Here is a 13886-nt window from a genome sequence, read left to right as displayed (position 1 = left end):
AGGGGTTGCAGCTTTTGCTGTGACCTCTTTTTTATTATTGGGTAACACAATGGGTAGCTCATCGCAGTCATTCCCAAGTCTCCATCCTCTCCCACATCCTTAAATGCCATTTGTGCCCTTCTGAGGTAATTTCGCATCATCCAAAACCGTCTTCAAAACCTCCCGTAACTGATCCATATTATACGGTTTGCTGATTATCCCGGCTATATTGTCAAGCCCTATGCGTGAATTGACTTCGGTATCACCGTAACCGCTGGAGATGATGATAGGGAGTTCCGGGTTGAGTTTTTTCAGCTCATGGAACAACTGATAACCATCCATTACCGGCATACCCATGTCGGTTAATACGAGGGTGATCGCTGCGGCGTTTTTCAGGTAGATCTCCAATGCTTCTTTTCCATTCGCGGCTTCCAGAATAGAGAATCCAAACATTTCGAGCAATGATTTCGCAATAAGTCGGACCTGCTTTTCATCTTCTGCCAGCAGTATTGTGCCGCTTCCCTGCCATAGGGCTGAAGGGGTGGATATCGTTTGATCTTCATCTCCGACAGTTTCACTTGTCAGGGCGGGAAGATACACTTTGAAGGTTGTCCCCTGACCAGGCTGACTGAAGAGCTGCACAGCTCCAGCATGTGATTTGACGATGCCGAGTACCGCTGACATTCCCAAACCTCTGCCGGTGAATTTGGTTGTGTAGAACGGCTCGAAGATTCTCCATTTGGTTACTTCATCCATGCCGCAGCCGTTGTCTGTGACGTCCAGGCAGACGTATTCGCCAGGGGGGATAGCTTTGCTGTGGTAATCCACGCAGGTTTTACCAGATCCAACCTTAATCCTGGTGAGCGACACCCTGACCTCGCCCTGTTCTGTGCCGATAGCCTCTGACGCATTGATAATCAGGTTCATGACGACCTGCCTGAGTTGGCTGGCATCACCTTCTATAAGGGGGATTTTGGCTGAAAAATCGGTTTTAATGACGGCATTATGGGGGAGGGTAGATTTTAACATGCCGACTATATCGGCCGCCTTCGTCACCATATTGATTTTGGTCTTGGTGAGTTGTACTTTTCCCGCGTAGGCCAGCATCTGGCGACAGAGTCCGGCAGCTCGCTTAGCGGCTTTTTCAATTTCAGGGATGTTCTTCTCTGCCGACTCATATTTCAACTTTATCAGACCGCAATAACCTATGATTACGGCAAGGATATTGTTGAAATCGTGGGCGATGCCGCCGGAGAGTACGCCGAGGCTTTCAAGTTTCTGGGTCTGCTGGAGGTTCTGTTCGAGTGTCCGTTTTTCTTCTTCTGCAAGTTTGCGGTCGGCGATGTCACGAATGACCCCGATGTATCCCATTGTTGTGTCGCTAGCGTCCCTTATTGTTGTCCCCAAGGTCTCTCCCGGGAATATTGAACCATCCTTCCTGCGATAACGGACCTCATAAGGCAGGGTGCGTTCGATTGCCGTCAAATTAAATCGGATCCTGCCCTGATTCTCATATTCTTCCAGATTTTCATATAAGAAGGATGTTTTCTTCCCCGCCAGATCATCCATAGAGAATCCGAATATTGACGAAAACGCCGGATTGATCCCGATCAGTTCACGTTCAATATTGGTGTAGACTATGGCATCCGGAATACAGGTGAAGATTGCTTCAAACAAGGATTTTTGTTGAGACAGGTTGGCTTCCGCCTGCTTGCGTTCGGTGATATCCCGTCCTTCCGGAATCAGCAGTGTCACCTTCCCCTTGGCGTTAAAAAGCGGGGTAATCGAGGTATCAAAAGTATGGATTTCTCCGGACCCAGAACAAACAGTCGCTTCAAGCTGGACAATCTCCCCTTTAGCGGCACGCATTGTTGCGTCGCGGATTTGACTTCTGGATTCGGCGGAATGCTGCCACCAGGCGGTTTCCCAGAAGGGACGATTAAGCAGGCTCTCTTTTTCTTGGCCGGTAAATTTTATCGCCGTCTGGTTGACATCGAGCAGGGTGCCATCCGGGCTCATCAGCCCGATGAATTGATAAGACTGGTCGAAAATCGTTTTGAACTTCTGCTCACTTTCACGCAGATGTCTGGTTTTTAGTTCTACCGCCCGGCGCAAGCGAATATTCCAGGCGACAACGAGCAAAATCAAACCTAAAACAGCTGCCAGGTAAGGCCAGAACTTGGCCCAGTAATCAGTTCGGGAAGGATACTTTGTGCCGAGCCATTTGCGGGTCAGGCTGTCGAGAACCCCGCTTTTGCGGGCGTGGGAAATCCCTTTATTTAGAATGGACCGCAAAACCCGGTTGCCATCCTTGAGACCCATACAGTCAATACCGGTGTAGAGGGGTTCGCCCACCTTTTTGACCTTGTCGATCAGGCCATGGCTGTAAAGAAAATAGAGAACAATCTGCTCATCACCGATGATCGCATCGGAAGTCCTCTTAATAACCGTATCGGTAGCCTCAGCAAAATCCCTGGTCGAGACCATCGTAAAGTTAATTCCCTTAGCATCGAGAAAATCCTTTGCGTAATCCCCTTGCTGGATAGCAACACGTTTTCCTGACAGATCCCGCAGGTGAACGATATCGGGTCTATCGGCAAGCACAAAAATCGAGGCGGGAACCTCAAAGAGGGGTTGGGTGAAATCGAATAATTGATCCCGTTTTTCACTGTAAAAAAAACTGGTCAAGACATCAGCTTCGCCAGATAAAACAGCCTGCTGGGCCTCAAGGAAGGAAGCATTCTTGAACCTGCAGTGAAAACCAATCTCGGTAGCAAGCCAGCGGATCAGTTCGAGGGTCATACCATCGGACACCCCGTCAATATTACGAAACTCAAACGGCGGATAGTCGGTTTGACTGATAAAGACAATTGTATCGTGAGTTTGAAGGTACGTCTGTTCTTCCGCCGACAGGAGTATCCCTTGTTCTTGACCGCAAGCAAACCCCAAAGGAAACAGGCAAAAAAACAAGCTAATAAAAAGAATCTGCAACGCCATCCGCATGAGATTTCCTCTTTTTATCGGGGTCAAAAGTGTATTCCTATAAAAGATCGATCCACCTGCTCTCTTAATTTGCATGAGAATATTGCAATATTAGAGGACGTAAAGTATACCTCAACTTCACGTAGTTTTATGGCGTAGCTAGAGGTTTAATCGTAGATGGGACTAATTCCCTGCAGCTTGCCGCGTATTTAGAGTAAAGGGTGAAGGCTGTTGATACTCCGCTGCTTGCGGCGGGGTTGTTTTTTCATTTGGTGCCTCTTCAAAGCTTCCAGTCGGGACGACCGGGCGAGCTGAGAATGATCTCTCCGGTCTCCACCGAAACAGATACCGAACGGCTGAAGGTTCCCCCCAGATCTTCCGCCACCACATCCATCTCATATATCCATAAAAGTTTCTTGATCGACAGCGCGTTGCACTTCCCGATCTGGAAGATTTCATTGGTGTCCATAATATTCGCTCCACCGCACAGCTTGACCACCATTCCCTGGCCTTGAGGGCTGCACCCGAGCCTGGCCATCTCCGCGAGCAGGGCAGGAATTCCGGTGTCCGCAAAATAGCCCGGTTTATCAAGGGATTTGGTTTTGTTGATTTCTGATTCCGGCAAGGCGACATGCAACATACCCAGGGTACCGGTCCTGGGGTCGAGAAAGATCACCGCAACACAGGAGCCGAGGGCAAAGGTTTTGATCTCGTCGCCGGGGCGGTTTGAGACGCCATATTCTCCCACGCCGATAATGATCTGACTCATCGTCTCATTCTCCATCAGCAGGCTGAACAGGGGTGGTTCAGCCTCGGGTCAATAAACTGTCATTCCTGTTGCTTGTTTATTTTATAGTGTCGGGCGCTTGAATTTAGTGGCGAAGTTGAACCCGGTCATTATCGTTTCCCCGCATCAGGATTTGGCACCCAAAATATTTTTGAGACTGTTACCAAGAAAGAATAGTTTTTACTCATGAACTAAACGTTAATTATAACGAAACCCGCTATATGAGCAAGATAAACTGAAGACCGGTATGCTTACATTTTGATAATTCTGGATTCATCTTCGAAATGATTTCCCTGTCGTTTTTCTCTTAAGGCTGGACCCTGTATTCGCAAAAGATGGCAGACGGAATTTGCGGGTCGATTCAAAGTATCCAGGTGTACCCCTGGCAAGGAGTTAAGTAACCGCAGCCCGCAGATAGGATTCTCTGCAATGGCCCAGAGTTGGATTAACATCCTGAACAAGATTTGATAGGGAGATCAGAGGCTTTCTGCTATAGTTTGCACCAGAAAATTCCTATGCAGAAAGCTGACGATGATCAAATCAAATCCTGAACCCGACATGTCCGTATGCTCAGTCTCACCTGTAATTCTACCGCGTGCCGCACACTGTATCTCACGTCAGCATGTCGATGAGCATGCATTGAAAGTGCTTTACCGACTCAATCGCCAGGGGCATCTTGCCTATCTGGTCGGAGGAAGTGTGCGCGATCTGCTGCTGGGGAGAACCCCGAAAGATTTTGATGTCGGTACTGATGCGTCCCCCGAAGAGGTCAAGTCGCTCTTTCGTAACTGCTTTCTGGTCGGACGGCGCTTTCGTCTGGCACATATCCGCTTTCGTGGGAACCTCCTGGTTGAGGTCGCATCTTTCAGAAGGAATCCGTCAGCTGATGAGCTCCCCGAAGACGGAGATGATCATTTTCATTTTGTGCAGAATGTTTTTGGTACCCCACGCGAAGATGCCTTTCGTCGGGATTTCACGATCAACGCACTATTTTACAATATCGATGACTTTTCGGTCATTGACCATGTCGGCGGGCTGAAGGATCTTGAGGAGCGGCGACTGCGCATGATCGGCGACCCGCTGGTTCGCTTTGAAGAGGATCCGGTGCGGATGTTGCGGGCGCTGGAGTTTGCGGCGCGGCTAGATTTTACTATTGATGATGAGATTATCGCTGCGATTGATCAGCGCCGTCAGTTGCTCTCAACCGCCTCAAGTGCGCGCCTGCGTGAAGAGATTATGGAGCTGTTCCGCCATCAGGTCGCGGGTCAGTTCTGTGAACTGGCGCAGCGTTTCGGTCTGCTGGATCAATTGTTCGGGACTATCCCCTTTGTGCCGCAGACCATCGAACTGTTAAAGCTTATCGATCAACGCACCGCTGAAGGGACACCGATTCGCGAAAGCATTGTCCTTGCGGGCCTGACCCTGGCGGCTTTTTTCGAGCGCTGTCCGACGGAGCGCAGTCTGCATCTGAATGATGCGGTTGCCGTCGCCGATGAGCTGTTGCGGCCTCACTGCATTCACTACAGCATTGCCCAGGGGATCCGTTGTGAGGCGCGTGATCTGCTGATCGGTTGTTTCCGCCTGGCGCGCGGACGCGGCATGAAAGGGGACGCCCGCTTTTTGCGCCACCCCTTCACCCCCAAAATTTTAGAATTGTTTGCGCTCTGGTGTCAGATCGACCACAGCCTGAACGATACCTACGCCAGCTGGCAGGTCTCCCTTGATCCCGAGGTGAAGCCTGATTCGGACGAGAAACATCGGCCAAAGCGCAGACGTCGTCGGCCGCGCCGCAAAGCTCCGGTCCCGGGCTAGTTAGAATGTTCGGCAGTCAGAAACCCATCAATCTGCTGGTTATTCTGGGCGCAACCGCAGGCGGGAAGACGACCCTTGCCGTGCGGGCGGCTCGGCAGCTGGATGCCGAGATTATCTCCGCCGATTCCCGTCAGGTTTATCGCGGGATGGATCTGGGGACCGGTAAGGATCTCGCCGAATATGGCGAGATCCCCTGCCATCTGATCGACATCGTCGAACCGGGTGCGGAATACAATGTTTTCAACTTTCAGCGCGACTGCCTCGCTGCGATCGCAGCGATTCATCAGCGCGAAAAACTCCCGTTGCTCTGTGGCGGGACCGGGATGTATCTCGACGCGGTGCTGCGCGGCTATCGCTTGATTGAAGTCCCCGAAAATCGCGCGCTGCGCGCCGAGCTTGAACCCCTTTCCGATCATCAGCTGCGTCTGCGCCTGATGCAGTTAAAGCCGCAACTCCACAATCGCACCGATCTTGACGATCGTCAGCGGCTGTTACGGGCGATTGAGATCGCCGTCGGCGAACAGAACTCCGTAGACCTTCCACCTTTCCCCCCGCTCCATCCCTGCATTTTTGGTCTGCGCTGGCCGCACGAGGTTCTGCGCCAGCGGATTGCCCTGCGTTTGCAGCAGCGCTTTGAACAGGGGATGATCGCTGAGGTTGCGGAACTACATGAAGGGGGGGTCCCCTGGGCAAAGCTTGAATTCTACGGATTGGAATATCGTCTTATTGCGCAGCATCTGCAGGGGCATCTTAACCGGAACGATATGGTTCAACAGCTGCGCAGCGCTATCGGCCAGTTTGCCAAGCGCCAGGAGACCTTTTTTCGGCGCATGGAGAAACAGGGGATGAAAATCCATTGGCTTGATGGGCAAGGTGAGCCATTTGCCGACCTTTGCCAGGTTCTGCAGGATTTACCAAATGTCTGAGCAATTGCTCAATCTGCAGCTCGCAAAATACCTTCGCACGCGCGCTCTGACCTCCCCCTGGAAAATTGAACCTTGTTTGCGTACCGATTTCACCGCGGTTGTTGTCATCCCCGCCCTGGCCGAATTTGAAACCCTGCCTGAGACGCTTGCAGCGCTGGGGCGAAATCCTCTCTCGGCGTTGGCGGAAACCCTGATTGTGGTGGTGGTCAATCATCGAGCATCTGCCAGCGCCACTCACAAAGTCGATAACCGGAAAACCCTCGCCTGGCTGAAAACGCAACCCTGTCCGGGGCTGAACCTTGCATGGGTCGACGCCTGCAGCAGTGGACGTGAGCTGCCCGACAAAGACGGGGTCGGGCTGGCGCGCAAGATCGGTTGTGATCTGGCCCTCTCGCACCTGGATTGGACAGCCAGCCCGCTCGTGATCGCTCTGGATGCCGACACCCTGGTGGATGCCAGCTATCTCCCCGCAATCTTTGCTCACTTTCGCCGCAATTCCAGCGCGGGCACCTATCTGCCGTTCCGTCATCAAACTGCGGATACACCGGCGCAGGAAGCAGCAATGCGGCGTTATGAACTCTACCTGCGCAGTTATCAGTTCGGCTTGCAGTTGGCCGGCTCCCCCTATGCTTTTATCGCCCTCGGCAGCGCGCTGGCCTGTCGTGCCCAGGCTTATGTGGCGGCTGGCGGGATGAAGCGGCGGCTCGCAGGAGAGGATTTTTATTTCCTGCAGCAGCTGGTGAAGACAGGTGGGGTTTCCGCGCTCTGCGGGACCCTGGTCAAACCCGCGGCACGCTATTCGGCGCGAGTCCCCTTCGGGACCGGACAGGCGCTTTCGGCCGAGGTTGAAGAGGGGCGACAGCTTTATCAGTTCGTGTCCCACGCCGGGTTTGCCGTGTTGAATGGCTGGTTGTCTTTGATTCAGAGTCAACCAGCTGCGCAGGCGGACAGGCTTCTTGCATGTGCCGAACAGCTCTCTCCGCTGTTACGGCAGTATCTTGACGAAACCGGTTTCGCTGCGGCCTGGGACAGGTTACAGCAGAATGCCGGACGGGGGTCGCTGTTGACGGCCTTTCATCATTGGTTTGATGGCCTGCGTACGCGCCAGTTGTTGATGCGCCTTGAAACCGCGTCACCGCCTTTGCCACCTGAAGGCCTGGTTGCGGAACTGCTGGCGGCAGGCGGCTATCCCGGTTTATATAAAGGGGTAGATCAGTTGCAATTTCTCGAACAGCAGCAGGGCGTCCCTGCTCAGGAGCCAAGGGAGAAAACAGGATGAATCGTCCCCTCCATACGGTCATTGTCAGTGTCGTGGTGCGTGATGAGGAGGGTCGGCTTCTGCTGATCAAACATCCCCATCGTGGCTGGGAACTGCCCCAAGGGCATGTTGAGCAGGGGGAAGATCTGTTCGCCGCAGCCAGTCGCGAAGTTCTCGAAGAGTCGGGCTACGAGGTGGAGGTTGTCCGCTTGATTGCCATCTTCAGCAAGCTGTCACCCGAGCCCTCATCAATCATCTTCGGGTTGGCGGCTCGCCTGGCTGGCGGTGAAGCGACTACGAGTGAGGAGAGCCTTGAAGTTGGTTGGTTTGATCAAGAGCTGGCGCTCGATATGCCGGAGCACTCGGTGAACCGGAATCGTCTGCAGAAGTTGCTCGCCCCGCAGCAGGGGGTCGGTTATTACAGCTACAGCATGTCACCATTTGAATATGTGCAGGAGCACCGAATCTAGCTGGTTTCCAAACCAGAAACAGTCATGGCACCCATCCGAGTTTCTAGCTGAAAAAAGGGAGCTGCCGAATTGGCCAGCTCCCTTTTTATGACGGATCGCGGTACTCCTGGTTCAGCACCAGGCTTCTTCAGGAGCAACTCAGTAATTGTAGCCGGTTTCGGAGTGGGCCGTCTGGTCAAGACCCATGCGCTCATCATCTTTTTCGACACGCAGACCCATGGTTTTCTTGAGGATAAAGACCAGGATCAGGGTAACGCTCACGGCGTAAGCGATGGTGGCGGCCACACTGATCAACTGAACCCACAGTTGATGAAAATTCCCGCCGATCAGACCGGTGGCGCCGACGCTGGCGAATATACCGGTGGCGATGGCACCCCAGGCTCCCCCCATGCCATGTACACCGAAGGCGTCGAGAGAGTCGTCATACCCCAGGCGGTGTTTCAGCATCACGCCGCCGTAGCAGACCAGACCTGCGGATAGACCCATCAGCAGCGCCCAGCCCGGGGAAACGAAGCCGGCGGCCGGGGTGATGACCACCAGCCCGGCAATGATTCCCGATGCTGCACCTAGGGCACTCGGTTTTCCGGCGTGAAACCATTCGATCAAGATCCAGGACAGTGCCCCGGCCGCTGCGGCGGTTTGAGTGGTGGTGAAGGCGAGCGCGGCGCTGCCGCCTGAGGTCAGGGCGCTGCCGGCATTGAAGCCGAACCAGCCGAACCAGAGCAGGCCTGCCCCCAGCAGGGTCATCGGCAGGTTGTGCGGGGTCATGCGCTCTTGCGGATAACCAATCCGTTTGCCCAGAAAGAACGCCAGCACCAGGGCGGTAATCCCTGAGGAGAGATGGACAACCGTGCCGCCGGCAAAATCGAGGGCGCCGGCCGCCGCCAACCAACCGCCGCTGCCCCAGACCCAATGGCAGAGGGGATCATAAACCAGGGTTGACCAGAGCAGGATAAAGACGCAGTAGGTTGAAAACTTCATCCGTTCAGCCACCGCGCCCGAGATCAGAGCTGGCGTGATGATGGCGAACATTCCCTGAAACATGACGAAAATATAGGTCGGGATGGTGCCGCTGAGACTTTCAGGGGTGATCCCGTTGAGGAAAATATGATCGAAGCCACCAATCAGGGGACCAGACCCGCCGAAGGCCAGGCTGTAGCCGAAGGCGATCCATTGCACCCCGATAATCGCCATGGCCACAAAGGTGTGCATGCTGGTCGACAGCACGTTCTTTGACCGGACCATGCCGCCGTAAAAGAGGGCCAGTCCGGGGAGCATTACCAGCACCAGCGCCGATGAGATCAGCATCCAGGCGGTATCGCCGCTATCCAGGTGGTCGGCAGCCAGGGCCGGGTTGGCTAACAGGGTCAAAATGAGCGGGGTTAAAAAACATGTGCGCAGTCGGGTCATCTTCGATCCTCCGGGAAAACATAGGCTTCAGTGCCTCCTTTGGATTTAGCAACCGGCGTGCCAGAAAAAAAAATATATAAAATCGGTATGTTACGGATATTAGTGAATGATTCTGTTTAAAAAACAGGCAGGAGTGGACGTCTTTAGAGCAAAAAACTCCCACAGCCTTGCGGCTGCGGGAGTTGATGATACTTATGTGCGATAAAAGATCAGATATCGACAATCCAGTCGTAGCGGTCAGGTTGGCGACCATACTGGATATCGGTTAAATTTTTGTACAGTTTCATGGTCAGTTCCCCCGGTTTTCCGTCACCAAGTTGAACGCAGTTCTCCTTGTAACAGAATGAACCGACCGGAGAGATGACCACGGCCGTGCCGGTGCCGAAGGCCTCTTTAAGTTTGCCGCTGGCGGCACCCTGCATCACCTCGTCAACCGATAACGCGCGTTCTTCAATCTGGTAGCCCATGTCCTTGAGCAGCTTCAGGACCGAGCGGCGGGTGATGCCATCGAGGACCGTCCCGGCCAGCGGTGAGGTGACGATCTTGCCATCGTAGAAGAACACCATGTTCATGCTGCCGACCTCTTCGACATATTTTTTTTCACGCGCATCCAGCCACAACACCTGATCATAACCTTTTTCGGCCGCTTCTTTGGCCGCCATCAGGCTGGCAGCGTAGTTGCCACCGGTCTTGGCTTCGCCGGTGCCACCGTGGGCGGCACGGACATAGTTATCTGAAATCCAGATCTTGACAGGAGCAACGCCGCCTTTGTAATAGGCACCGACCGGCGAAAGAATGATATAACAGAGATATTGATCCGCCGGGCGCACGCCGAGGAAGGCCTCGCTGGAGATCATGGTTGGGCGGATATAGAGGCTCGTCCCTTCACTTCTGGGAACCCAGTCAGATTCGAGTCGGATCAGCTCCAGCAAGGACTGGAGAAAGAACTCTTCATCGACCTCAGGCATGCACATTCTTTTGGCGCTGCGATTGAAGCGTGCAATATTATCCTTGGGGCGAAAGAGGGCGATTGATCCGTCGGGACGGCGGAAGGCCTTGAGCCCTTCGAAAATTTCCTGCGAATAGTGCAGGACCGTGGCCGCCGGATCGAGGGCGAGAGGACCGTAGGGTTGGATCCGTGCCGAATGCCAGCCTTTCGCTCGGTCGAACTCCATGATGAACATGCGGTCAGTAAACTTTTTACCGAAGACCAGCTGCGATTCATCGCTGATCTTCTCTTTAGGGGATGGAACTGGAAGGATTTCGAGCTTCATTTCTGGCCCTCCTGTGGAAGCAGATATAGGATTGTTGTTCTTAACATAAATAATGCGACAACCGCAAGGTAGGGAACAGCGCTAAAGTCAGGTTATAAGGGAGTTTTATGCACATAGAGCTGAAATATGGCAACCGGAAATTGCAGGGCGAAATTCCGTTTGATGCGCAGCTGTTACAGCCGTGTATTCCCCCTCCGGCTGAAAATCCTGCATTGCAGGTTCATCGGGCTCTCGATCGCCCCCTCGCGGTTGCTCCCTTTGAACAGATCTTTTCGGCGGGGGAGCGGGTTGTTATTGTCACGAGCGACATCACGCGCTATACCGGGAGCGAGATCTATCTGCCGATTCTGGTCGAAAGGTTGAATGCTTGCGGGATCGCAGATACCGATATCAGCATTCTGATCGCCCTGGGGATCCATCGTCCACAGACCGAGGCTGAACACCGTAAAATTCTTGGCCCGCTCTTCGGACGGATCAAGGTTTTTGATCATGCCTGCGATGACCCCGCGCAGTTAGTTGAACTGGGTGAAACCAGCGCCGGAATTCCGGTCGCTGTCAATCGACGTGTGGTCGAGACGGATCGGGTGATTGTCACCGGCACCGTCGGGTTTCATTACTTTGCCGGGTTTGGCGGTGGACGCAAAGGCTTGGTTCCGGGCGTGGCGGCACGTAAAACCTGCATGGCGAGTCATTTTTCGGTGTTTAATAAGGCGCCGCAAACGGGCAAACATCCGCAGGCGACCGCCGGGGTTCTGGACGATAATCCGGTGCATCATAATCTGCTTGAAGCGGCACGCATGGTGCGCTGTGATCTGTTGATTAATACGGTCCTCTCTCCGCAAAAGGAGATTCTCGGCGTCTATGCCGGTGAACTTGAGGCAGCGCATCTGGCGGCTTGTGAGCAGGTGCAGGATCTATATCAACCTCGGACCGAAAGGGTCGATCTGGCCATTATTTCCAGTGGCGGTGAACCGAAGGATATCAACTTGATTCAGGCGCAAAAGGCGCTGGATTATGGTTGTCGGGCGGTGCGCGAAGGAGGGACGATCGTCCTGCTCGCGGCCTGCCGCGACGGCTTCGGGCATGAGCATTTTTATCCCTGGTTCGATTATCAGGATCTGGCTCAGTTTGAAGCGGCGCTGCGTGAGAACTATCAGATCAATGGACAAACCGCCCACTCACTGCTGTCGAAGGCCCGGCGTTTTCGCGTGATCATGGTCAGTGAATTTGATGCGGAAATTACCGCCCGAATGGGGATGGAGAAGGCGCGCGATCTTCAGCAGGCGATTGACATGGCGCATGCGAACCTGTCTTCAATGCCCAAAACCCTGGTGATCCCCGATGGTGGACTGGTGCTGCCGCATCAGTTCGTAAAAGTGAAGACATTTGCCGATCCTGCGTAAATCGGCGCTGAGTCGGCAGGGCGCTGGCACTTCTCTAAGACTTTGAGGGCATGGGTGAAGTAAAAATTCCCCGCCTCATCAGATGGACATTCTCTCCTGACCTGTAGAATAATGGCAGCATAAACAATTTCGGGGTGCGAAGAACTCTTTTGAGACGGCGCGCCCCTTTCATTTGAACTCATCTTGCAGGGAAAACTTGAAATGATCGAAGCCCGTATCGTCCGCATTTTGACCGGTATCCTCGGCAAGGAGCATGTCTCCACCGAAAAAGCTGACCTGCTCTGCTACAGCTATGACGCCACCCAGCAGAAGTTTTTGCCGGACGTCGTGGTGCACCCGGCGACCGCCGCTGAAATCTCACTGATCATGAAGATGGCGAACTCCGAAAAGATTCCGGTCTTCCCGCGGGGTGCGGGGAGCGGATTCTCCGGAGGCAGTCTGCCGACCAAAGGGGGGATCGTGCTGGTGACCGAGCGCATGAACCGCATCCTTGAGATCGACAGTGAGAATCTGGTCGCAACCGTTGAGCCGGGGGTGGTGACCGAACAGTTTCAGCTGGTGGTGGAAAAGCTCGGACTCTTTTATCCGCCTGATCCCGCCTCGCTCAAGTTTTCGACCCTCGGCGGCAATGTCGCCGAATGTGCCGGCGGGCCGCGCTGCGTCAAGTATGGTGTGACCAAAGATTTCATCATCGGGCTGGAAATCGTTACCCCTCAGGGCGACATCATCACCACCGGTGGCCCGACCATGAAGGGCGTGGTTGGCTACGATTTGACCAAGCTGATTTGCGGCAGCGAGGGGACACTCGGCATCATCACCCGCATCATTATCAAGCTGTTGCCGCTCCCCGAAGCCAAGCAGACCATGCTGGTGATGTTTGCTTCAATCGACGGAGCTGCTCAGGCCGTGTCGGCGATTATCGGCAACAAAATTATCCCGACCACCCTTGAATTCATGGACGGGCGCACCATCGATTGTGTGCGGAAGGCGACCAACCTCGAGGTACCCGAGGCAGCGCGGGCGCTGTTGATTATTGAAGTCGACGGCGACAGGGAATTCCTCGCCAAACAGGTCGAGAAAATCGCCGCGGTTATCCAGCCCCTCGGGGTGGTTGAAACCCGCATCGCCAAGACTCCTGCGGAAAGTGAAGCCTTGTGGCAGATCCGGCGTTCGGTTTCGGCTTCGTTGCGCAAGGTTAACCCTGACAAGTTCAACGAGGATATCTGTGTGCCGCGCTCCAAGGTGCCGGAGATGATCCGCAAGGTTGACGCGATCAGTGAAAAATACGGCATCCCCATCGTCAACTTCGGTCATGCCGGTGACGGTAATATCCATGTCAATGTCATGATCGACAAGAAGATTCCGGGCGAAGCGGAAAAGGCGGAAAAAGCGATCGAGGAGGTCTTCAAAGGCGCTCTCACACTCGGCGGCACCATGAGCGGCGAACACGGGGTCGGCATCGCCAAGGCGCCCTACATCCCGCTTGAGATAACTCCCAAGGCCGCTGACTACATGAAAGCAATCAAGCAGGCCCTCGACCCGAATAATATTTTGAACCCCGGGAAGATATTTCTGGATAATTGAG

The 13886-nt window shown here is 54.0% G+C and carries 10 protein-coding genes; 6 read left to right on the top strand and 4 right to left on the bottom strand.

Annotated features, from left to right (window positions below; all coding sequences use genetic code 11):
* Positions 1-99: 99 nt before the first annotated feature.
* Positions 100-2982, bottom strand: coding sequence for a PAS domain S-box protein (locus D888_RS23315; protein WP_020677409.1), 2883 nt, complete (start codon positions 2980-2982; stop codon positions 100-102).
* Positions 2983-3241: 259 nt separating this feature from the next.
* Positions 3242-3730 carry a chemotaxis protein CheD gene (locus D888_RS0115100; RefSeq protein WP_020677408.1) on the bottom strand — a complete coding sequence of 163 codons (489 nt, stop codon included), beginning with the start codon at positions 3728-3730 and terminating at the stop codon, positions 3242-3244.
* A 549-nt stretch (positions 3731-4279) separates the two neighbouring features.
* On the opposite strand from D888_RS0115100, the gene pcnB reads away from it, so the two are divergent.
* The 4 genes from pcnB to D888_RS0115080 are packed head-to-tail and all read left to right on the top strand — an operon-like array spanning position 4280 to position 8214.
* On the top strand, positions 4280-5560 hold the full coding sequence (pcnB, locus tag D888_RS0115095; RefSeq protein WP_245555017.1) for a polynucleotide adenylyltransferase PcnB: 1281 nt from the start codon (positions 4280-4282) through the stop codon (positions 5558-5560).
* Positions 5561-5565: 5 nt separating this feature from the next.
* Positions 5566-6486, top strand: a complete 921-nt coding sequence (miaA, locus tag D888_RS0115090) for a tRNA (adenosine(37)-N6)-dimethylallyltransferase MiaA (protein WP_020677406.1) — start codon at positions 5566-5568, stop codon at positions 6484-6486.
* Positions 6479-7765, top strand: a complete 1287-nt coding sequence (locus tag D888_RS21910) for a glycosyltransferase family protein (protein WP_020677405.1) — start codon at positions 6479-6481, stop codon at positions 7763-7765. Before miaA ends, D888_RS21910 begins: the two co-directional genes overlap by 8 nt.
* Positions 7762-8214, top strand: a complete 453-nt coding sequence (locus D888_RS0115080) for an NUDIX hydrolase (RefSeq protein ID WP_020677404.1) — start codon at positions 7762-7764, stop codon at positions 8212-8214. Before D888_RS21910 ends, D888_RS0115080 begins: the two co-directional genes overlap by 4 nt.
* 138 nt (positions 8215-8352) lie before the next feature.
* Here the strand turns inward: D888_RS0115080 and D888_RS0115075 are convergent, their stop codons facing one another.
* Together D888_RS0115075 and D888_RS0115070 are read right to left on the bottom strand one after the other, a co-directional pair.
* Complete coding sequence (locus tag D888_RS0115075; RefSeq protein WP_020677403.1) at positions 8353-9624, bottom strand: ammonium transporter; 1272 nt, start codon at positions 9622-9624, stop codon at positions 8353-8355.
* Between the two features lie 209 nt (positions 9625-9833).
* The gene (locus D888_RS0115070) at positions 9834-10898 is read right to left on the bottom strand and encodes a branched-chain amino acid aminotransferase (protein ID WP_020677402.1); all 1065 of its coding nucleotides are present in this window, start codon (positions 10896-10898) and stop codon (positions 9834-9836) included.
* Between the two features lie 107 nt (positions 10899-11005).
* On the opposite strand from D888_RS0115070, the gene D888_RS0115065 reads away from it, so the two are divergent.
* On the top strand, positions 11006-12301 hold the full coding sequence (locus D888_RS0115065; RefSeq protein ID WP_020677401.1) for a nickel-dependent lactate racemase family protein: 1296 nt from the start codon (positions 11006-11008) through the stop codon (positions 12299-12301).
* Between the two features lie 201 nt (positions 12302-12502).
* Positions 12503-13885 carry an FAD-binding oxidoreductase gene (locus D888_RS0115060; protein WP_020677400.1) on the top strand — a complete coding sequence of 461 codons (1383 nt, stop codon included), beginning with the start codon at positions 12503-12505 and terminating at the stop codon, positions 13883-13885.
* Position 13886: the final 1 nt, after the last annotated feature.

It is taken from the genome of Geopsychrobacter electrodiphilus DSM 16401 (assembly GCF_000384395.1).
GTDB classification, from domain to species: Bacteria; Desulfobacterota; Desulfuromonadia; order Desulfuromonadales; family Geopsychrobacteraceae; genus Geopsychrobacter; species Geopsychrobacter electrodiphilus.
The sequence above is the reverse complement of the archived record's forward strand: the minus strand, read 5'-3'. Positions and strand labels throughout refer to the sequence as shown.

What these genes read in the sequence shown, in the direction of transcription:
- pcnB (WP_245555017.1), top strand. Translation starts at nt 4,280, where the DNA reads ATGATCAAATCAAATCCTGAACCCGACATGTCCGTATGCTCAGTCTCA.
- miaA (WP_020677406.1), top strand. Translation starts at nt 5,566, where the DNA reads ATGTTCGGCAGTCAGAAACCCATCAATCTGCTGGTTATTCTGGGCGCA.
- D888_RS21910 (WP_020677405.1), top strand. Translation starts at nt 6,479, where the DNA reads ATGTCTGAGCAATTGCTCAATCTGCAGCTCGCAAAATACCTTCGCACG.
- D888_RS0115070 (WP_020677402.1), bottom strand. Translation starts at nt 10,898, where the DNA reads ATGAAGCTCGAAATCCTTCCAGTTCCATCCCCTAAAGAGAAGATCAGC.
- D888_RS0115060 (WP_020677400.1), top strand. Translation starts at nt 12,503, where the DNA reads ATGATCGAAGCCCGTATCGTCCGCATTTTGACCGGTATCCTCGGCAAG.
- D888_RS0115065 (WP_020677401.1), top strand. Translation starts at nt 11,006, where the DNA reads ATGCACATAGAGCTGAAATATGGCAACCGGAAATTGCAGGGCGAAATT.
- D888_RS0115100 (WP_020677408.1), bottom strand. Translation starts at nt 3,730, where the DNA reads ATGAGTCAGATCATTATCGGCGTGGGAGAATATGGCGTCTCAAACCGC.
- D888_RS23315 (WP_020677409.1), bottom strand. Translation starts at nt 2,982, where the DNA reads ATGCGGATGGCGTTGCAGATTCTTTTTATTAGCTTGTTTTTTTGCCTG.
- D888_RS0115075 (WP_020677403.1), bottom strand. Translation starts at nt 9,624, where the DNA reads ATGACCCGACTGCGCACATGTTTTTTAACCCCGCTCATTTTGACCCTG.
- D888_RS0115080 (WP_020677404.1), top strand. Translation starts at nt 7,762, where the DNA reads ATGAATCGTCCCCTCCATACGGTCATTGTCAGTGTCGTGGTGCGTGAT.